18 protein-coding genes are annotated in these 21,072 nt (G+C 44.3%); 1 reads left to right on the top strand and 17 read right to left on the bottom strand.

Annotation, left to right across the window (positions count from 1 at the left end; translation table 11 throughout):
• Positions 1–160 precede the first annotated feature (160 nt).
• The 17 genes from rpmB to AS034_RS10085 form a co-directional block, all read right to left on the bottom strand.
• Entirely contained in the window at positions 161–349 is a 189-nt protein-coding gene (gene rpmB / locus AS034_RS10165) for a 50S ribosomal protein L28 (RefSeq protein WP_032088875.1), read from the bottom strand.
• 1,329 nt (positions 350–1,678) lie between these two features.
• Entirely contained in the window at positions 1,679–1,759 is an 81-nt protein-coding gene (spoVM, locus tag AS034_RS10160) for a stage V sporulation protein SpoVM (protein WP_032088878.1), read from the bottom strand.
• Between the two features lie 101 nt (positions 1,760–1,860).
• On the bottom strand, positions 1,861–2,517 hold the full coding sequence (locus AS034_RS10155) for a thiamine diphosphokinase (protein WP_058298391.1): 657 nt from the start codon (positions 2,515–2,517) through the stop codon (positions 1,861–1,863).
• 60 nt (positions 2,518–2,577) lie between these two features.
• The gene (rpe, locus tag AS034_RS10150) at positions 2,578–3,231 is read right to left on the bottom strand and encodes a ribulose-phosphate 3-epimerase (protein WP_058298390.1); all 654 of its coding nucleotides are present in this window, start codon (positions 3,229–3,231) and stop codon (positions 2,578–2,580) included.
• A 3-nt stretch (positions 3,232–3,234) separates the two neighbouring features.
• Positions 3,235–4,116, bottom strand: coding sequence for a ribosome small subunit-dependent GTPase A (rsgA, locus tag AS034_RS10145; RefSeq protein WP_058298389.1), 882 nt, complete (start codon positions 4,114–4,116; stop codon positions 3,235–3,237).
• Positions 4,117–4,251: 135 nt separating this feature from the next.
• Positions 4,252–6,255: a Stk1 family PASTA domain-containing Ser/Thr kinase gene (pknB, locus tag AS034_RS10140; RefSeq protein ID WP_058298388.1), complete on the bottom strand. Its 2,004-nt coding sequence runs from the start codon at positions 6,253–6,255 to the stop codon at positions 4,252–4,254.
• A 6-nt stretch (positions 6,256–6,261) separates the two neighbouring features.
• On the bottom strand, positions 6,262–7,011 hold the full coding sequence (locus tag AS034_RS10135; protein ID WP_058298387.1) for a Stp1/IreP family PP2C-type Ser/Thr phosphatase: 750 nt from the start codon (positions 7,009–7,011) through the stop codon (positions 6,262–6,264).
• A gap of 238 nt (positions 7,012–7,249) precedes the next feature.
• The gene (gene rsmB, locus AS034_RS10130) at positions 7,250–8,590 is read right to left on the bottom strand and encodes a 16S rRNA (cytosine(967)-C(5))-methyltransferase RsmB (protein ID WP_058298386.1); all 1,341 of its coding nucleotides are present in this window, start codon (positions 8,588–8,590) and stop codon (positions 7,250–7,252) included.
• A 1-nt stretch (position 8,591) separates the two neighbouring features.
• The gene (fmt, locus tag AS034_RS10125) at positions 8,592–9,533 is read right to left on the bottom strand and encodes a methionyl-tRNA formyltransferase (RefSeq protein WP_058298385.1); all 942 of its coding nucleotides are present in this window, start codon (positions 9,531–9,533) and stop codon (positions 8,592–8,594) included.
• Positions 9,530–10,015 (bottom strand): peptide deformylase, encoded by a 486-nt coding sequence (def, locus tag AS034_RS10120; protein ID WP_058298384.1) that lies wholly within the window; start codon positions 10,013–10,015, stop codon positions 9,530–9,532. Before def ends, fmt begins: the two co-directional genes overlap by 4 nt.
• A 26-nt stretch (positions 10,016–10,041) precedes the next feature.
• Entirely contained in the window at positions 10,042–12,468 is a 2,427-nt protein-coding gene (priA, locus tag AS034_RS10115; protein ID WP_058298383.1) for a primosomal protein N', read from the bottom strand.
• Positions 12,452–13,675 carry a bifunctional phosphopantothenoylcysteine decarboxylase/phosphopantothenate--cysteine ligase CoaBC gene (gene coaBC, locus AS034_RS10110; protein ID WP_058298733.1) on the bottom strand — a complete coding sequence of 408 codons (1,224 nt, stop codon included), beginning with the start codon at positions 13,673–13,675 and terminating at the stop codon, positions 12,452–12,454. The genes priA and coaBC overlap by 17 nt, the downstream gene beginning before the upstream one ends.
• Positions 13,676–13,813: 138 nt before the next feature.
• A complete protein-coding gene (gene rpoZ / locus AS034_RS10105) occupies positions 13,814–14,035 on the bottom strand; it encodes a DNA-directed RNA polymerase subunit omega (RefSeq protein WP_032088888.1) in 222 nt (73 codons plus the stop codon).
• Positions 14,036–14,650, bottom strand: a complete 615-nt coding sequence (gene gmk / locus AS034_RS10100) for a guanylate kinase (protein ID WP_032088889.1) — start codon at positions 14,648–14,650, stop codon at positions 14,036–14,038.
• Positions 14,651–14,923 (bottom strand): extracellular matrix/biofilm regulator RemA, encoded by a 273-nt coding sequence (gene remA, locus AS034_RS10095; protein ID WP_032088890.1) that lies wholly within the window; start codon positions 14,921–14,923, stop codon positions 14,651–14,653.
• 56 nt (positions 14,924–14,979) lie between these two features.
• Positions 14,980–15,855, bottom strand: coding sequence for a YicC/YloC family endoribonuclease (locus AS034_RS10090; RefSeq protein WP_058298382.1), 876 nt, complete (start codon positions 15,853–15,855; stop codon positions 14,980–14,982).
• A 168-nt stretch (positions 15,856–16,023) separates the two neighbouring features.
• On the bottom strand, positions 16,024–18,702 hold the full coding sequence (locus AS034_RS10085; protein ID WP_058298381.1) for a cation-translocating P-type ATPase: 2,679 nt from the start codon (positions 18,700–18,702) through the stop codon (positions 16,024–16,026).
• A 631-nt stretch (positions 18,703–19,333) separates the two neighbouring features.
• Here AS034_RS10085 and AS034_RS10080 point away from each other — a divergent pair.
• The gene (locus tag AS034_RS10080) at positions 19,334–21,037 is read left to right on the top strand and encodes an Rqc2 family fibronectin-binding protein (RefSeq protein WP_058298380.1); all 1,704 of its coding nucleotides are present in this window, start codon (positions 19,334–19,336) and stop codon (positions 21,035–21,037) included.
• Positions 21,038–21,072: the final 35 nt, after the last annotated feature.

Here is a 21,072-nt window from a genome sequence, read left to right as displayed (position 1 = left end):
AACATTTTACTATAACTATGCACTTTTTGAAAGCTAAAGTATACTCCAGGCACTATTTATGAACTCAGTATCTATCATTTTTTCCATTTTCCGGCGCATTACTCTTATAAATAGAAAAAAGACGCCCTTCAAGAAAGACGTCTCCTCATTTGTTTAAGTATTATACACGCTCAACTTTACCTGATTTCAACGCTCTTGCAGAAACCCAAACCTTTTTAGGCTTACCGTCTACAAGAATACGAACTTTTTGCAGGTTAGCACCCCAAGTACGCTTGTTCGCATTCATCGCGTGAGAGCGAGCGTTACCAGCGCTAGCTTTACGGCCTGTTACTACGCATTTCTTTGCCATAATCTATTCCCTCCTCACTAACAAGAAGCTGAAGTTACATTTCAGTTCTACATTTCGCTTTTATCATAAAGATACTTTAATAATTTATCACACACGCTCCCATAATGCAACAGTTCAATTAAAAGCTTTCAAGAAAAAATACTTTACAGCTTGAAAAGCGGAAGGGCTTTGCTCAGAGGCGGGTGGCATAAGACGAATCGGACGGGAAGGCGTTCTTTGCCTTCTTGGCCGATTCGTCTTATGACATGTGCCTCTAAGCCTTGGAGCTGGACAGCCAGAAAAGCGGAAGTGGGCGTTTTGCTCCCTTTGAAAAATGTTCTTTGGCTTTAGAGGCGTTTTTTGCCTCAAAAGCCAAAGGTTAATTTTCAAACGGGAGCAGACCACTGGAGCTGGACAGGTAGAAAAGCGGAAGGGCTTTGCTCAGAGGCGGGTGGCATAAGACGAACCGGACGGGAAGGCGTTCTTTGTCTTCTTGGCCGGTTTGACTTATGACATGTGCCTCTAAGACCTGGAGCTGGACAGCCAGAAAAGCGGAGGCGGCTCGCTCAGAGACGACAAGCATAAGACAGGGCAGCCGGAAAGGCGGGGTTTGCCTTTTTGGATGGCATGGCTTATGTCTCGAGTCTCTAGCCTTGGAGCTGGACAATTCGAAAAGCGGAAGGGCTTTGAGAAATAGGGACTGACAAATGGATCTGTGATGATTTTGCCTGCCGGGTGGTTCTCTGCAGGTTTTTTTATTGTTGGTAAGAGGTAATCATATTCCATATTTTTCCTAGTGACGGAATAATCAGTGAAATTGAAAGATTATCGTGGGAATTTCGAAGATTAATGTTATAAATTAAAAGATTAACGGCACTAATTCAAAGATTACAGGGCAAAATTAAAAGATTCCGCTCATGCCCCCACGGAAAAGGCGTATCAGTCAATGAAATAGCCATCGAAATCACTTAACCATTTAACCGAGTCATGAAGGCCGCTGAATCCTTGAAGCTTAAAGATTTTTCGACAAGTTGCTCGTATTTCGGTGAAAGTGGATCGTATTTTCGAGATCTGGCCTGTAAATCTGAAAAGTGGCTTGTATTTTTCAAAAGTGGACCGTAAATCTTGAAAACCGGATCACAAACACCTGCACGGGTATAACACCAACTGCCAATTCATCCTGAAAACCCATGTTTACGTTTGGAATCCGTTTACTTTTTTCATTTATAATAAAAAAACCATTGATCTCATCCAAAAAAACTCTTTTCAAAACAAATCAATCACTCAAATACAGAATTGCAATCTAAATCAAAAAAAGAAGACAGCCCCCTGCTGCCTTCAAACCCAACATTATTCCTTTTTGAATGTTCCTAACATCGCTCGAACAAGCCCGCCCAAGAACTTTGGTAATTTGATTGTATAAAATCGCATTTTAGTCCCTCCCCGCAATCTAAAGAACATAATGTTTCGCTTGACATCATTTCAGTCTATTCAAGCAGTTGCATGTAAGTACGTCTTCTTTTTGAATTGGGTCAAGAAGTGCTGTCGCTGCTTCTTACCACCATTAATATGCCATTTGTAAAAGAAAAAGTACCAGATGATTGTATAAGTTCATTACTAATACATAGTGTTGATCCGCGGAAAATATTCCGGTTTTTTAGCGGGTATTTGAAGCCGGTAAGTGTAAGATCCTCGACGGATCCGGTCATTGGGACAAATGAAATATACTGATGGGAAGGGAGTTCAATCACTTCATGCTCTCCTGCCTTTACGACCCATAAACGGTTTTGAACATCGATCAATTCGCTCTTTATTCCTGAATCTATAAGGGTCGGCTGCATCAATAATTGGACATTCCCCATGAAATGATCGAGACGCCCTCCTGTAGCTCCAAATATTTTGATGGAATCTGGGTTTTGGCCGAGGACCCAGTTTAAGGCAAGCTCTAAGTCCGTTTCATCTTTTTCGGGTTTGTATGTGTTTACTTTTTCAACTCGATCAGTGATCAATGACCATTCAGCTGAACTCACTGAATCAAAATCACCGAACGCACCCTCTGCTTCCAGGCCGTTTTCCAGAAGGGTGAATACTCCCCGGTCCACACCAACCCATTTTACATTTGTATTATTGAACTTTTTCAAATCCGGCAAATACCTCTCCGGTCCCCCGGCTACGATACAAAATTCCATTTTCTGCACCTCACATATTAAATAGACTGATCCATATTACTACTGGATCAGTCATTAAAATTATTTGGACAGCGATTTTCTTAAATCTTGGATCGCAGCCTCTCTGTCATTTTTATTATAAATGGCGGAACCGGCAACAAATACATCCGCTCCCGCTTCAGCACAGACCGCTGCTGTGTCCGTGTTGATGCCGCCGTCCACTTCAATTTCAAGTTTCGGGTTGATTTCATCTGCCCAGCTGCGTATTTGCTTTATTTTCGGTACGACCGACGGGATGAATGACTGGCCTCCAAAGCCTGGGTTAACCGTCATTAACAGGACCATATCGATATCTTGAAGAATCGGTTTCACCCATTCAGCAGGAGTGGCCGGGTTTAGAACGACTCCGGCTTTTACACCTTTGCTTTTGATCAGCTGGATGGTTCTGTGCAAGTGGGCTGCTGCCTCGACATGTACAGTGATATAGTCCGCTCCGGCATCGGCAAATGCCTCTATATACTGGTCCGGATCCTCGATCATAAGGTGAACATCCAGCGGCAGGTCCGTGAGCGGCCGTACCGCTTTGACAACCATCGGGCCCATTGTGATGTTCGGGACGAAGTGACCGTCCATCACATCGATATGGATGTAATCGGCTCCCCCATTTTCGACGTCCTTGATTTCTTTCCCCAGTTCTGCAAAATTTGCAGAAAGTATTGATGGTGCTATCTTCATTTCTTAATACCTCGGCTTTCTGTCTTTTATTTCCTGATGGAATGTTAGGTAGTGATCATACCGGTAGCCTGGTATGTCCCCTGTTTCAACTGCTTTCTTTACCGCGCATTTCGGCTCGTTGATGTGAAGGCATCCCCTGAATTTACACTGCTCGGAAGCTTCCACCATTTCAGGAAAATAGTGCGGCAGGTCTTCAACTTCAATGTCTGTGAATTCTAGGGAACTGAAACCAGGGGTGTCAGCCACCAAGCCATCCCCGATATGAATCAGTTCAACGTGGCGGGTCGTATGCTTCCCCCTCCCCAAATGAGATGAGATCATGGCTGTTTTCAATTCGAGTTCAGGTTTGATCACGTTCAATAAGCTTGATTTACCCACCCCCGACTGCCCTGCAAATACAGAAGTCTTATCTCTCATGTAAGGAGCCAATTCTTCAATTCCCTCTTCAGTCTTCGATGACGTGGCCACCACTTCATACCCAAAAGAACGGTATTGTTCTGCATACTTTTCCACTTCTTGTATTTCATCTTGTTTAAGCAAGTCCATTTTGGTGATACAGATAAGCGGGTCGATTTCCTTGCTTTCGACTAAAACAAGGAAACGGTCCAGTAATCCTGTGCTGAAATCCGGTTCCCGGGCGGAAAAAACCAAAATGGCCTGATCCACGTTCGCAATCGGAGGGCGCACCAGTTCATTCTTGCGTTCAAATACTTTCAAGATATATCCTTCGGTTTCGTTCTCTGCCTGGAATTCCACATAATCCCCTACAAGCGGGGTCACCTTATTCTTTCGAAACACCCCTCTGCCGCGGCATTGAGTAATTTGCCCTTCAGAGAGAACATAGTAAAACCCGCTTAATGCTTTGATAATCTTCCCTTCTGCCATTCGGGACCTCCTTTTATTTCTTTAAACATTCTCGTATGTATATCTTCATTTTATATCATAATTCCATTATAAAGGAAAATAAGAGGACTGTCCCCTAAGGTCAACATTAACCCGGGGTACAGTCCCGCTCGCTTATTATTCGTCTTTAGGATACTCAACGGTTCCAGATTTATACTCTTTATCGTCTACAAGTATCTTATATTTCCCCTGCTTGCCATCTTCCAGTAAGAAGTTCAGTGTGAACGTGGTATCTTCCGTAATTCCTGTTTTTTCTTCACTGTCTTCATACGTACTGTCCTTGTCTTCGATGAAGATTTCAACAAACTGCGGCTTTGTTCCGTCTCCCTCATACTTGACTTCGATTTCAAGAGATTCTTCTTTCTCTTTAGGCGGCTCTGGCCCCTTGGACATCACAACGTACACTGTATCACCTGGATAGGTAGGAGTGCCAGCTTTAGTTTGTTGGCTCATCACATGTCCTTCAGGGATTTCATCGGAATATTCCTCACCGTTTTTTTCTATTGATATGCCCCTCAAGTCAGCATATTCATCAAGTAATTTTTGATCGTAGCCTGATAAATCTCTTAATTCGAAGGAATCAGGACCAGTACTGACTGTCAGTTTAATCGTAGTCTCACCGGCAACCACACTTTCGCCAGGTAAAGGGTCTTGGCTAAGGATTGTCCCATCTCCGACTTCATTGGAGGATTCTTCAAGTTTTTCAACTTTGAATCCTTGATCTTCAAGGTCAGAAACAACATCATCATAGTTCTTGCCTACATAATCTTCCACTTCGGTTTTTTCTTTCCCCGTACTTACATACATGTCTATAGAGGACCCCTCATTGGCCATGCGGCCTGCTTTAGGGTTTGTATTGATGACTTGTCCCTCGGGCACTTTATCATCCGGACGCTCTTTTGTTTCCCCGACCACAAATCCGGCAGAAATGAGAATCGAAACAGCTTCTGAATCTTTTTTCCCGGTGACATCCGGAACTTCAATTTCTTTAGGCCCCAGTAAGTCAGGAACTAGAGTCACAGCAGCAACCCCCAGCAAAATAAGCAAAAAGAACAAGCTGATGATCAGCACCGGCCACTTCCTCTTCTTTTTCTCTTTGGGCTTTTTCTTCTTTTTCCCTTTAGCTGATTTGGCGTCCTTGTCAGCATTGAGAGGTACTGCAGGCTTGGTGTCTATGCTTGACTGGGTATGGATGATGGTATCGTCCAGATTTGAAGATCCTTGGTCATCCGTAATGACCGGGATTGCCTTAGTGGCTTCATCATCCATCGGGACAGAGAACTTAGGTTCATTCACACGGCTCGGATCAAGGGCCGTTGTAAGATCTTCATCCATTTCCTCCAGGCTGTCATATCTTCTGAAAGGATCTTTTGCCGTGGCTTTAAGAACAATATTTTCTACACTTTGCGGGATGTCGGGATTCCATCTTCTCAACGATGGGGTTTCCGACTGCAAATGCTTCAATGCGATTGAGACGGCTGATTCCCCGGAAAATGGGAGACGGCCGGTGAGTAATTCGAACATGACGATCCCCAGTGAATAAATGTCCGATTTTTTCGTTGCCATTCCGCCTCTCGCCTGCTCAGGAGACAGATAATGCACGGAGCCGAGAACTGAATTGGTCTGTGTGATGGACGTGGCGCTGAGGGCCATCGCAATACCGAAATCAGTGATCTTGACCGTGCCCTCCTCATCGATCAATATGTTATGTGGCTTAATATCCCTGTGTACGATATGGTTCTGATGGGCATGTGAAATAGCCAGGGTCAGCTGTTTCATAATATCCAAAGCCGTATCGATATCGACAGGTGAATGCTGCTGTATGTACTGTTTCAAGGTCATTCCTTGAACATATTCCATTACGATATAATAAAGATCATCTTCTTCACCGATATCATAGATGCTTACGATATTCGGATGGACAAGGCTTGTTGCAGATTGCGCCTCGCGCTGGAACCGTTTGATAAATTCTTCTTCATTGGCAAAATCCATTCGAAGCATCTTAATGGCCACTTCACGATCAAGGATCATGTCATGCGCAAGATATACGTTGGCCATTCCCCCGCCGCCGATCAGTTTAATGATCCTGTATCGGCCGCTGATGCGCTTTCCATTCATCATTTACTATCACCCGCTTTCCGTTTCAGCGGCATACTCAACAATCAGGACGGTGATATTATCTTCCCCGCCGTAATCGTTAGCCAAATGAACGAGCTTCTCGCCTTTGTTCCCGAGAGAGTCATCATTTGATAAGATCTCTTTCATTTCTTGTTCTGAAACTTTATTCGATAAACCATCGGAGCATAAGAGCAATACATCATCGTCTTCAAACATGATCGTCTTGATATCCATCGTGATTGTTGTCTCTGTCCCGATTGCTCTCAAGATCACGTTTTTCCGTGGATGATGCTCTGCATCTTCCTTGGAGATTTCACCGCTTCTGACCAGTTCATTCACTAAAGTGTGGTCCTCGGTCAGCTGATGAAATCCGTTTTCATTTAAGATATAGCCCCTGCTGTCACCAATATTCACAATCGTAGCAAACAGGGAAGTACAGATTGCGCCTACAAGCGTCGTTCCCATCCCTTCACATTCACTATGGGATTGAGAATAACTATAAACTTCTTTATTTACTTCGTTAATAGTCGTTTTTAACCAATTTTCAGCCTGGTCTGCAGTCTCGAATTTCTCCGTATTTTTCCACATGTCCTTCAAGCTGGAAATAACCAATTGACTTGCCACATCGCCTGCACGATGTCCGCCCATACCATCGGCTACGACTGCGAGATAGTCTCCATGTGAATTTTTGAATACATCGACACTGTCTTCATTATGTTGACGCACTTTCCCTTTATCCGTATAAAAAACAGTTTTCACTAGGTCACCTCTTCTCTTCTTTCCGCTCCCCTATGCAGAAGCTCCATCAACCTTCCCCCGTCATCTTGTCTATTTTAAGGACCAAAGAACCCTTCGTCGGGGGCAAAAGATGAATGGAACATAACATTATTACATTTTGCCCATAAAGTTATGCCGTACTTCTAGTAAATGTACGACTTATATCTGGCGTTTTCCTGCTTGCAAAATACAAATTCTTTCAAAATACGATGGTTTTCGTTTAAGAACCCGTTTTAATGAAGCTGGAAATGTAAAAACCGTCGCCTCCAAAATCCTGTGGGAATATTTGAAGTTGATTGCCTTCTGTAAAAGCCTGTACTGTCTCAGGAAGATTTTTAAGATGAAATTCTTTGAATTCAGTATGGTCACTTAAGAATGAGCGGACTGTTCCCTCATTTTCATTCTTGTCAACTGTACATGTACTGTATACCAATATTCCGCCTTCTTTAAGCAGAGGAGCAACCGCTGATAATATGTCGAGCTGAATTTTTTGAAGGGAATGCAAATCTTGTTCTTTCTTTGCATATTTGATATCAGGTTTTCTTCGAAGCACCCCGAGACCGGAACAAGGGGCATCAACCAAGATCCTGTCAAAGCTTCCCTCTTTGAATTTCTCACCGGCTTTTCTGCTGTCGAGTGTGTCTGTATAAACATTTGCAAGTCCCAGCCGTGAAGCGTTCTCATCAATCAGCTTGACTTTATGCTTGTGTAAATCAAGTGCCTGCACTTCTCCGGTCCCTCCAAGAAGTTCAGCGATGTGAGTGGTTTTACCTCCAGGGGCAGCGCATGCATCCAAGACCTTCATGTCCTTCTTTAAATCCAAGGCATGTGCAACCAGCATGGAGCTCTCATCCTGGATGGTCAGCTCTCCGTTCCGGTAAGCTTCCGTCTTCACCAGATTTCCGCGCAGTGTTTGAACAGCTTCTCCAGCGACTGGACTCGGCTTTACTTCTACGCCTTCTCCGCTTAAGTTATGTATTAGTTCATCCCTGGACAACTTTGTCACATTGACACGCGCTGTCTGTTTTGGAGCAACCAAATTCATTTCGCACATTTCCTTTGTCTTTTCCAATCCGAACTGATCCGCCCAGCGTTTCACCAGCCAGAAAGGATGACTTGTTTCTATGGAAACCCTTTCGATCGGATCTTTAATCTCTTCCAGGGAAGGAACCCCTTTTCTTTGAATCGAACGCAGGACACCGTTCACCAAACCTGAAATTCCTTTATGTCCCCTCTTCTTTGCGATTTCGACTGCTTCATGGAGTACCGCCCTGTCAGGGATGCGGTCAAGATAGACAATCTGGTAAAGGGATAACCTTAATAATTGCCGAACCCAGTGATCCAGCTTTCCCTTTAGGAAGGGGGCAAGAAAATAATCCAATGTCATTTTTCTCTGTATCGTTCCATATGTCAGTTCCGTCAAGAGGCCGATATCTTTTTGGGGAAGCTCATTTTTTTCAATCACGGAGTTCAATAACAGATTGCTGTATGATTGATTCTTCTCTACTGCTTCAATGACATCCAGTGCAGCTTCCCTGACACTTTTCTTTTTTTTACTCATCTTATTCTCCCAACCTCATTCCTTCTTCTAAATGACCACCTGCTCCACGGAGGTAGTCAACAGCACTCATCCTTTTCTTTCCCGAAGGCTGCAGGTCTGTTATTTTTATCGCTGTTTCGTTCCCGGTCGACACGATGAAGCCATCCTTTTCAATTCCGGTGATTTCTCCAGGACTTGAAGAATGACTGCTGACTTTTTCACCCCACCATATCTTCATGACCGTGCCGTCCAGTGTGGTATAGGCAACCGGCCAGGGATGCATCCCCCGGATATGGTTATAGATTTCTTCTCCTGATTTAGACCAGTCGATCTTTTCTTGTTCTCTTTTGATATTGCGCGCAAAGGTCGCTTTTGAATCATCCTGTTTCTCCGGGGTTAGCTTTCCGTCCAATAGATCAGGAAGGGTCTCGATCAGAAGGTTGGAACCGGCAGCACTCAGTTTATCATGAAGAGTGCCGACATGATCCTTTTCTTCGATTTCTACTTCAACCTGACTGATCATATCACCTGCATCCAGCTTTTCAACCATATACATAATCGTGACACCTGTCTTTTCCTTGCCCTGAATAATGGAGTAATGGATAGGTGCTCCGCCTCTCAGTTCTGGGAGCAGGGAAGCATGGACATTAATACATCCGTATTTCGGGGCTTCCAGCAGTTCCTTTGGAAGGATCTGGCCGAATGCAGCGGTTACGATCAGGTCTGGATTCAATGCAAGAATTTCATCCAAATCCTCCTGATTCCTGATTTTCTCAGGTTGATAAACCGGGATCCCGTGCTTCATTGCCTCTGCTTTAACAGGCGGGGGTGTCAACACTCTCTTCCTTCCGACCGGCCTGTCAGGCTGTGTTACCACCGCTGCCACTTCATAATTTTCCTCCAGCAATGCCTGTAAGACAGGCACTGAAAAATCCGGTGTTCCCATAAAAACAATTTTTGTCATTCCGCTTCATATCCTTCCAGTTCTTCTTCAGTAATATATTTTTCTATTTTCGTTGTAAAAAGGACCCCATGCAGATGATCGATTTCGTGCTGTATGGCGCGTGCAAGGAAATCTTTTGCTTTGAATTCCACCAGCTTGCCTTTTCTGTTATACGTACGCACTTTGATCGATGAGGGGCGCGTAACCTCTCCATACAGACCAGGAAAACTGAGGCAGCCTTCGAGATCTGTCTGTGTCCCATCACTCTCTACAATCTCTGGATTGATCAACTCGATCGTGCCGCTGTCATCACCTATATCGACTATTGCAACCTGCAGATCAACACCTACCTGAGGGGCTGCGAGTCCGACACCGTCTGCTTCGATCATTGTATCGTACATATTATTGAGTAATTTTTTAAGTTTCTTATCAAATGCAGTTGCCTTCTCACATTCTTTTTCCAAGATCGGATCAGGATGCATTACAATCGGTAGTATGGCCATGTGAATCCTCGACTTTCTATAGTACTTTACATCATCATATAGGGGTTTACATCAATTGAAATCGTCAACCCTCCGGATGCATATTGCTGCTGAAATTGATCCAGCACTGTTTTTAATGTGGGAGTGAGATTCGGTTCCCGCTTGTATTTTATCAAACATTGGTAACGATATCTATTTTTTATCCGGGGAATCGGAGACGCTGCAGGACCAAGGATGATCGTGGACTCGGACAGCCTCGACCGGACAAAAGCGGATAATTTCTCTGCGATTGCAACGACTTTCATCAAATCCTCATGACTCATTGTAATCATGGTAATGTAATAGAAAGGCGGGTAGGCTCCCATTTTCCTCATCGCCATCTCCTGCAAATAAAAACGGTCATAATCATGCTCTGCCGCCAACTCGATCGAGTAATGCTCGGGGGTATAGGTTTGAACCACCACTTCCCCCGGCAGTGTGTGCCTGCCGGCTCGTCCGCTAACCTGGGTCAGGAGTTGAAAGGTCTTTTCTGCTGCACGGAAATCAGGTAAATGAAGCATCGTATCGGCACTGAGGACACCGACCAAAGTGATATTCGGAAAATCAAGACCTTTGGCGATCATTTGAGTGCCAAGAAGGATATCTGCCTTCCCTTCCCCGAATGCGGTAAGAAGTTTCTCGTGCGATCCCTTCCTGCTGGTCGTGTCGACATCCATCCGGATGATCCTTGCCCCCGGAAGAAGTTTAGTAAGCTCCTCTTCCACTTTTTGTGTCCCGGTTCCAAAATAGCGGATATGTTCACTGGTGCATTCCGGACAAGTATTTGGCACAGCTTCTTCGTAACCGCAATAGTGGCACTTCATCCCATTTGAAAAGCGATGGTACGTCAGTGAAATATCACAATTCGGGCATTGGACGACAAAACCGCAGTCCCTGCACATAATAAATGATGAATGGCCTCTCCTGTTTAAGAAAAGTACAGTCTGTTCCCCTTTCTCGAGGCGCGTCTGAAGCTTATCAAACAATTCCTGCGAGAACATTGAACGATTTCCATTTCTCAATTCTTCCCTCATGTCAACGACCGATACATGGGGCAGATCCCCATCATTCATCCGCTTACTTAATGTCAACAACTGATAGACCCCTTTTGAAGCACGTGCAAACGTCTCCAGAGAAGGAGTGGCGCTGCCCAGGATTACCGGGCATTTATGGGTCTCAGCCCTCTGCACCGCCACATCCCTGGCATGATAGCGGGGGTTTTCTTCCTGCTTGTAGCTTGTCTCGTGTTCTTCATCAATGATGATGATCCCGATATTTTCAAAAGGGGCAAAGATAGCCGATCGTGCCCCCACCACGACTTTCACTTCTTTTCTCTGGATCTTTCTCCATTCATCATATTTCTCCCCTACCGATAAGCCGCTGTGAAGGACGGCAACATCGTCACCGAATCTTCCTTTGAAACGATGGACCATTTGAGGGGTAAGGGAAATCTCGGGCACAAGAACAATCGCTTCTTTTCCTTCTTCCAATACCCTCTGGATGGATTGAAGATAAATTTCTGTCTTTCCGCTTCCTGTCACTCCATAAAGAAGAAACGTCCGATGAAGGTTTTGATCGATCACGTCCACAATCGGTTTAATTGCTTGGGACTGCTGCTCCGTCAGAGGCAGTGGCGAGGTCTGTTCAAATAACCTGTCTTCAAATGGATCACGATATACTTCTTCCTCTTTTTCCACCAGCAAACCTTTATTTACAAGCGTTTTAATAGTGGAGGCTGTCGTCCCGGCATTTTCAATGACTTGTTTAACAAGCAAAGGCGCACCTTCATTTGACGCATCGGAAACGTAACGCAGGACTTCTTTTTGTTTGCTGGCTTGGGGAGGCAGGCTTTCAAGAATCCCTTCAAGCTGATCCCTGTTGAAAGCCGGCAGTATTTTTCTTACCGTTTTTTTCTTTGCCCGGGCTTTGACTTTATAAATGACATCAACTTTTCCTTGTTTCACCTGTTTTTGGATGAGGGGAAGAATCCCCGCCTCCTGGGCCGCCTTCCATGAGATTTCACTGTTTTTCCTAAATAAATCCGGCAAGGGGTCAGGCAGTTCATCCAATCTGGTCATCTCTTCCAACCTGAAAAACTTTTCATATTTTGCTTTCATGGCTGCAGGCAGCATTGCTTGAAACGCAGATATTTTAAAGCATAAGGTTTTATCAGTGAGCCAGTTTCCCAACGATAAAAGCTCTTCGTTCAGTACCGGGACGAGATCCATTGGTTCAGAGATTGCTTTAAGCTTGGAAACCTCACCTTTTTCTTTCAGTTCCATCACAAAGCCCTGAATCTTCCTCGGTCCGAATGGGACGACGACTCTCATACCAGGTAAAATGCTTCCCAGCCATTCTTCAGGTACAAGATAGTCGTAAGCACGGTCCGTCTGCATGGCCGGAACATCGACTATGACACTAGCTACGTTCTTCATGCTGACCCCTCATTTGGTGAATGGCTGCCTTAAAGATTTCCTTTGCAGCCTCCTGTTTTGAAAGCAGCGGCAAATGACGGACAGAATCCGCCGTGACGATGGATACTTTATTCGTATCCGTTCCAAAGCCTGACCCTGCTTCTTTCACGTTATTAGCGACAATCATATCCGCATTCTTTTTATGCAGTTTCGCTTTGGCATATTCTTCTACATTTGTTGTTTCCGCTGCGAACCCGATCAAGAATTGACCGTCTTTACGTTCGCCAAGACTTTTAAGAATATCCTTGGTCCGTTCAAATTCAAGAACCAGACTGCCTTCTTGCTTCTTTAATTTTTCATCGAGGATCTCTTTTGGCCGATAATCAGCAACTGCGGCACTCTTGACCACGATATCCGCTTGATTGAATCCGGAATGGACCGCCTCATACATTTCCTCTGCAGAATTCACTTGAATAAAATGTGCTCCTCTTGGCGGGGATAAATCAGTGGGACCGGAAATCAGTGTCACATCCCCTCCGAGCTGCAAAGCGGCTTCAGCCAATGCATAGCCCATCTTTCCCGTTGAGCGGTTGGTGAAGAAGCGGACGGGGTCCACCATTTCCCTTGTCGGGCCGGCAGTAATCACAATGCGTTTCCCTTCAAGCAGCCTTTGCTCCGTCATCTTTTCCATAAAGTGGTCTTGGATGAGTTCAACGATCCTTTCGGGTTCCTCTAGTCTTCCTTTCCCGACATACCCGCAGGCTAAATAACCTTCGCCGGGTTCTATGAAACGGCACCCGTCATCATACAGCCTCTGGATATTCCTCTGGACCGCGGGATGGTCATACATATGTACGTTCATTGCCGGTGCCATCCAGACAGGTGAAGTCGTGGCGAGCAGGGTTGTCGAAATCATATCATCGGCAATGCCATTAGCCAGCTTTCCTATGATATTCGCAGTCGCCGGGGCAACAAGAATCAAATCAGGCCAATCTGCCAAATCGATATGTGCTATTTTAGAAGAATCCTTTTCGTCAAATGTGTCCCAGTAGACATCCTGTCTGGAAAGTGCCTGAAACGTAAGAGGAGTGACAAATTTCTGTGCGGATTCTGTCATGAGGACTCTAACTTCCGCACCGCTTTGCACAAGCTTACTTGTCAGAGCAGCGGCTTTATATACGGCGATTCCACCGGTTACACATAATAATATTTTTTTCCCCTGATTCATCGAACTTCCCCCAGTTCCTTTATACTTCCTTTTATTATGAAGGATTTTGAGTAAAAAAGAAAATAGGGCTGTCCCGAAAAGATTCATAAAATCTTCCGGGTCAACCCTCTGATTTTTCATAAAGTCGAATTGTCTTTTTTACTCATCAGAGTAAACAGCTTTTTCGTCTCTTTCTTTCATGGATAATTGACCAGCATGTATCTCTTCAAGTGCTTTTCCAACAAATTTTTGAGAAGAATACTTTTCAAGGCGGAAATCACCGGTATCCTGAAGATTTCTTGCCCGCTTAGCAGCGACACTTACTAAAGAATATTTGGAATCGATTTTTTTCATCAATGAGTCAATGGATGGATATAACATCTATTCAACCTCCAGCATTTTAATATATCTTTGTTGAACTCTTTCCCGTTTGCAGTGCTCAGCCTGCACGATCGAGTTAATTTTTTCAACAGCGTTTTCGATTTTGTCATTTTCGACGATATAATCATATAAATTCATCATTTCAATTTCTTTCCTGGCGGTATTCAATCTGCCCTGGATGACTTCATTTGTTTCAGTGCCTCTTGTCACAAGGCGGTTCTGAAGTTCGGAAAGGCTTGGAGGGGCAAGGAAAATGAACAAACCTTCCGGAAATTTATCCCGTACCTGCTGTGCTCCCTGCACTTCGATTTCAAGGAATACATCCCTGCCATTGTTGATCGTTTCACGTACATAGTCGACAGGCGTGCCATAATAATTCCCTACAAATTCTGCGTATTCAAGAAGCTTTCCCTGTTCGATCAGCGCCTCAAACTCTTCCCTGGATTTAAAGAAATAATCAATCCCGTCCACTTCCCCTTCCCGCGGCTTACGGGTCGTCATTGAAATGGAATATTCAAATTTCGTATCTTCCTGGGAAAAAATCGCTTTACGCACTGTCCCTTTGCCGACTCCGGATGGACCGGAAAGTACGATCAGCAATCCTTTTTCATTCATTTATTTACCCTGCCCTTCTTCTTGCAAATCATCTTTATCCGTTAAGCGGTGAGCAACGGTCTCCGGTTGAACAGCCGATAAAATCACATGGTCGCTGTCTGTGATGATGACTGCCCTCGTTCTCCTTCCGTATGTAGCATCCACTAAAGTACCCCGGTCCCTTGCATCTTGAATCAGACGCTTGATCGGCGCAGATTCTGGACTAACAATCGAGATGATCCGGTTAGCTGATACAATATTTCCAAATCCTATATTGATGAGCTTAATAGACATGACGCTCCTCCTAATCAATAGCTTAGTTTCTCCGTATGGACGGTAAACTAAACTTCTTATTCAACATTTTGTACTTGTTCCCGAAGCTTTTCAAGCGTGGACTTCAACTCTACCACCAATGCTGTGATACTGGAATCATTCGACTTGGAACCAATGGTGTTCACTTCCCTGTTCATTTCCTGAATCAAGAAATCCAATTTTCGGCCAATGGGTTCATTCAGACCCATAGTAGAACGGAAATAAAGGATATGGCTTTTCAAGCGGGTCAATTCTTCCGTGATATCGGATTTGTCCGCCATGATGGCCACCTCATTCATCAAACGGCTTTCATCGATGGCACCTTCACTGTATTCCATCATTTTCTTTTCAAGTCTGTCCCTGTATTCCGTGATGACACGCGGTGATATAATGCTGAGTTCGGAAACTTTTTGTTCAAATTGATTCAAGTGAAGGTGGAAATCCACTTCAAGGGTTTCTCCTTCCTTCAATCTCATTTCCCTTAATTCCTTTGCAGCCAATTGCACTGCATTCAATACCATTTGTTCAAGTTCTTCGTTTTCTTCTTCCATTTCTTCAATCGTAATGAACTCTTCCCGTGATAATATCTGATCCAGTTCCACTGCACCCTTCAAGGAGAAGCGGTCTTTGACTTCATGTACTAACTGATAATAATCTTGAATGAGTTTCCAGTCAATACGCAGATTCCTATGTACAAGACCTTCACCGGAAATGGTGATGAAAATATCCACCTTCCCTCTTTTGATGAATCCTGAAATCTGTTTCTTGATTTTTTCTTCAAGCTTCATCAGCTGCCTCGGCAGCCTGATCGTACATTCATGAAACCGGTGGTTCACCGATTTCATTTCGACTGTTACAGTATGTCGTCCAGAATTCAGATTGCTTCTTCCAAAGCCTGTCATGCTGACAACCATTACGCTCACTTCCAATCTTTATGTGTATTAGTGTATGTAATGTTGTTCGATATGTATAAAAACTCCCGGCTTTCTTTCTTGGCGGGAATCAAAATGAACAGTCGGAATATATGAAAAAAGGTAATAGAGGACAAAACTCTATTACCTTTTGGATTATACCACATTCCACTATTTTTTTCTTGCAAAAAATGACCCTGCCAGCAAAAACGTCGGTACTGAGCTCAAACCGATGATCAGCATCCAGTCCTTCAGCTGGATCGGGACTGTATGGAAAATTGGCTGCAGGGACGGGATATATATGACCAGCAGCATCAAAACAAGTGATGAAAGGACCGCCCAGACCAGATACATATTGCCGAATGGATTCCTTGAGAATACAGAAACTTCACTGCGGCAGTCGAATACATGAATCAATTGAGCCATTACCAGTGTCGCAAAAGCGACCGTTTGGGCATATGCAAGATGATCAGGATGCGCCTTATAAGCAAGCATGAACGCGAAGAGCGTGACCAGGCCGATGAGGAACCCCCTTGAAACGACTTTCCATCCCAGGCCTCTGGCAAAAACGCCTTCATTCATATTCCTTGGCTTTCTCTTCATGACATCATCTTCCGGCTTATCAAGTCCGAGTGCCATTGCCGGGAGTCCGTCAGTGACAAGATTGACCCATAAAATTTGAATCGGTACGAGCGGAAGCGGCAAAGCAAGCAGCATGGCAAACAGCATGACGAGGATTTCGCCTACATTGGATGCCAGTAGGTACCTGATGAATTTCCGGATATTTTCATAGATATTCCGCCCTTCCTGAATGGCGGATTTTATCGTGGCAAAATTATCGTCGAGAAGGACGAGTGAAGAGGATTCCTTTGCCACATCGGTCCCTGTAATCCCCATGGCCACTCCTATATCAGCAGATTTAATGGCAGGGGCATCATTTACACCATCCCCGGTCATCGCCACCACATGCCCCCTGTTTTGCAAGGCTTTCACAATCTTCAATTTATGTTCCGGTGATACTCGGGCAAATACAGAGACATCTTCAACCACTTCCTGAAGTTCTTCCACATCCATTTCATTCAGGGCTTTACCATCGAGGACTTTATCATTCTTTTTTAAAATCCCTAACTGCGCGGCTATGGCTTTTGCCGTTAAGACATGATCTCCAGTAATCATCACGGTCTTGATCCCGGCAGCCTTACATTCCCTGACTGCTTGTTTCACTTCAGGCCTTGGCGGATCGATCATGCCTTGAAGCCCGATGAAAGTAAATCCTTCTTCCACGTCTTTTTCATATAACGTTTCAGCCTTTATACCATTTAATGGTTTATAGGCAATCGCGATGTTTCTAAGAGCATTCGATGACATTTCGCCGATAGCCGACTCTACCTCTTTAAACAATTCACCTGTTTTCATTTGAAGCCTGTTATCCCAGAGAATGGACTCGCTCTTGGCAGCAAGCACATCGGGGGCTCCTTTTGTTACCGAAAATTGTTTTCCGTTTTGATCGATTACAATGACACTCATCATCTTCCTCGTAGAATCGAACGGAAACTCTTTTATAATTTTAAATTTTTGCAGCAGGAGGTCCCTGTTTAATCCCGCCTTTAATCCGGCGACCAGAAGGGCTCCTTCAGTGGGATCACCATCCACCATGAAACTGTCATCCCTGGTGACCAGTTCGGCGTGATTACAGAGCATCCCGAATGTCAGCAATTGATTGAGAGCTTTCTGGTTGTTAGGCGAGACCCTTTCCTCGCCGCTGTAAAACTGCCCGTCCGGTTCGTACCCTGTCCCGGTTACAGACCAGGTCTTTCCTCCGCTCCACAGATGGGTCACGGTCATCTTATTCTGAGTAAGGGTCCCTGTCTTGTCTGAACAGATGACAGAAGCACATCCGAGAGTTTCTACAGCCGGAAGTTTTCTGACGATTGCCTTCTTTTTGATCATTCTCTGTACACCTAGAGACAGCGCGACTGTCACGATTGCAGGAAGGCCTTCAGGTATGGCCGCAACTGCAAGAGACACACCTGCAAGGAACATCGTATAAATATCATGCCCCTGGATCACCCCTACCCCTACAACCAGAGCGGTAAGAATCAAAGCGACTGTAATGAGGATTTTCCCTAATTCCTCTAGTCTCCGCTGCAAAGGCGTGACCATAGATTCCGCTTTTTGAAGCATATCCGCAATCTGTCCCATTGCCGTTTTCATTCCGATTGCCGTGACAACACCTGTACCGTTCCCCCTTGTAACCATCGTCCCCATGAAAGCCATATTTTCCAAATCCCCAAGGCTGACATGATCCCCTGTAACAGGATTTATCGATTTCGCAACAGGCACAGATTCACCAGTCAATGCAGATTCCTCAATTTCAAGGTTATTGGCATTGATCAGGCGTACATCCGCTCCTATTCTATCTCCGCTCGCGAAGCGGATGATATCTCCCACGGTCACTTCTCTGGAAAGGATTTTCACCCAGCTTCCATCACGGAGTACGTTCACTTGAGGAGCCGACAGCTCTCTGAGTGCCTGAAGCGACTTTTCAGCTTTTCGTTCCTGGAAGAAACCGAGGAAACCGTTGATAAGCACAATGGCAATGATGGCGACCGCATCAATATATTCTCCCAATAATCCAGAAATGAGAGTGGCTGCGAGTAATACAAGCACCATGAAATCTTTAAATTGGCTGAAGAACAATAATAAATTTGATTGTTTTTCTGCTTCTTCAAGCTGATTGTAGCCGAATTGTTTCCTTCTTAGAGATACGTCTTCTTCTGACAAGCCATTGGTATAGTTGGTGTTTAGTGACTTTTCTATATCTTCCTGTCTCATCTCATGATATTTCATTCAACCAATTCACTCTCCTCCTACGATAACGAAAAGTTGTTCTTCTCTTAGCATTCTTATTCAGACTCGTCCTAAAAAATGATATGATTTAATTATGAATTTTAGGCTTGGCTGATTAATTACATTCCTCCTGTATAATAGGGGATCAGCTTTGAACACCGCTTTTGGTTTCCGTGCAAGACTACGCTTTCCGCGGGTAGCCCGTGAGCCTCCTCGGCTTTCGCCTGCGGGGTCTCACATAAGCTACTCTTCCCGCAGGAGTCTCCGTCTTGCACTCCAACCAAAAGCTGGAGACGCCCTAAATCATCTATAAGGTTTACAAGGAATTATTAAGCAATCAAATTTTAGAACCATAAGTAGAAACATGCTTTATCGAATCAGGTAATTAAAGAAATCCACATCGTGAATTTGTTATTATTTACTCATTGAAAAATACAGAGTGGATTGGAGCGGAAGGCACTTGACTCCGGAGGGAATTAGAGGAAAGGTCGGGACTTGTCCAGCTCAGGCGGCTAGTGGAGCGGGAAGAAATGGGCAATGATGATTTTCCATTTCCATTAAAAAAGATAAATCTATAAGAAAATTATTAAGAGAATATATAAAATACGTTAATTTGAAGAGGATGTTGGTTATGTCATTTGATGGATTGTTTACTAGAGCTATGACGAAGGAATTGAAGGATGAGGTGATGAATGGGAGGATCAATAAGGTTCATCAGCCTTATAAGAATGAGATCATCATGATCGTGCGGGCGAACGGTAAGAATCATAAGCTTCTCCTATCCGCCCACCCTAGTTATTCTAGGGTTCAGATTACGAAAGAAGATTACGAGAATCCGTCGGTCCCTCCTATGTTCTGTATGCTTCTTCGCAAGCATTTGGAAGGGTACATCATTGAAGATATTAAACAATCGGCGCTAGACCGAATGATCGTTTTTGAGGTAAAAGGAAGAAATGAAATAGGAGATGTCTCTTATAAACAGCTGATCATTGAAATAATGGGCAGGCACAGTAATATCATATTAGTCGATAAAGGAAGAAATATGATCCTGGACAGCATCAAGCATATTTCTCCCAGCATGAATACGCACCGGACCGTTTTACCGGGCCATGAGTATGTCATGCCGCCGCAGCAGGACAAAAGAAACCCGCTGGAAGCGACAAGTGAAGATGTACTGAAGGCCCTCGACTTCAACGCCGGGAAGCTGGATAAACAAATCGTTCAATCATTCGCCGGTATCTCTCCGTTGTTTGCCAAAGAAGTGACCCACCATGCCGGCCTTGGTAAACAGTCTGAAATCGCCCGGTCCTTCCTTGATTTAGTAAAGAAGGCCAAAGAAAATCAAGTGTCCCCCACTCTCATCATGGGGGAGAAAGAAATATTTTACTGGACAGCCCTTGAACATGTGGAAGGAGAAAAGCTTGCTTTTACTTCATTAAGTGAATTACTGGATCGATTCTTCTATCAAAAAGCGGCAAGGGACCGCGTGAAACAGCAAGGAAACGACCTGGAGCGGTTTATCAGGAATGAACGGGATAAAAACGTAAATAAAATCGAAAAGCTGAAGCAAACGTTGAAAGATGCCGAACAGGCTGACCGCTTTCAATTATTAGGCGAACTTCTTACTTCAAATCTGTATGCAGTGGAAAGAGGTATGACTGAAGTCAGTGTCGTCAATTACTATGACGAGGACGGGGGAAGCATCACCATCCCTCTTAATCCCCAGAAATCTCCTTCTGAAAATGCTCAGCTTTATTTTTCCCGTTATCAAAAGGCCAAAAATGCGGTTGAAATTGTGAATGAGCAGATTGAAAAAGCAAAAGAAGAAATCATTTATTTGGAGAGGCTGCTTCAGCAGCTTGAATCAGCATCCACAAAGGACGTGGAGGAAATACGGGAAGAGTTAGAGGAAGAAGGCTACCTGAGAGCCCGTAAACAGACGAAAAAGAAGAAAACAAATGGGAAGCCTGTACTTGAAAGCTATACTTCAAGTGAAGGAACTCAAATCTTGGTAGGAAAAAACAACAAGCAAAATGATTATTTAACAAATAAAGCGGCAGGCAGGGATGACATCTGGCTGCACACCAAAGATATACCGGGGTCTCATGTGGTGATCAAAAGTAACGACCCATCCGAACAAACCATTAAAGAAGCAGCAAATATCGCTGCATATTTCAGCAAAGCACGTGAATCGAGTTCAGTTCCAGTCGATTTCACCGCCGTCAGACAAGTTAAGAAGCCAAAAGGAGCAAAGCCCGGGTTTGTCATTTATGAAGGGCAGCAGACGGTTTATGTTACTCCTGACTTGGACCTTGTACGTTCTTTAAAGGATTGATAAAAAAAGCACTTTTACCGTTTTCCTGGTAAAAG

The organism is [Bacillus] enclensis (assembly GCF_001456935.1).
GTDB lineage: Bacteria > Bacillota > Bacilli > Bacillales > Bacillaceae_B > Rossellomorea > Rossellomorea enclensis.
The sequence above is the reverse complement of the archived record's forward strand: the minus strand, read 5'-3'. Positions and strand labels throughout refer to the sequence as shown.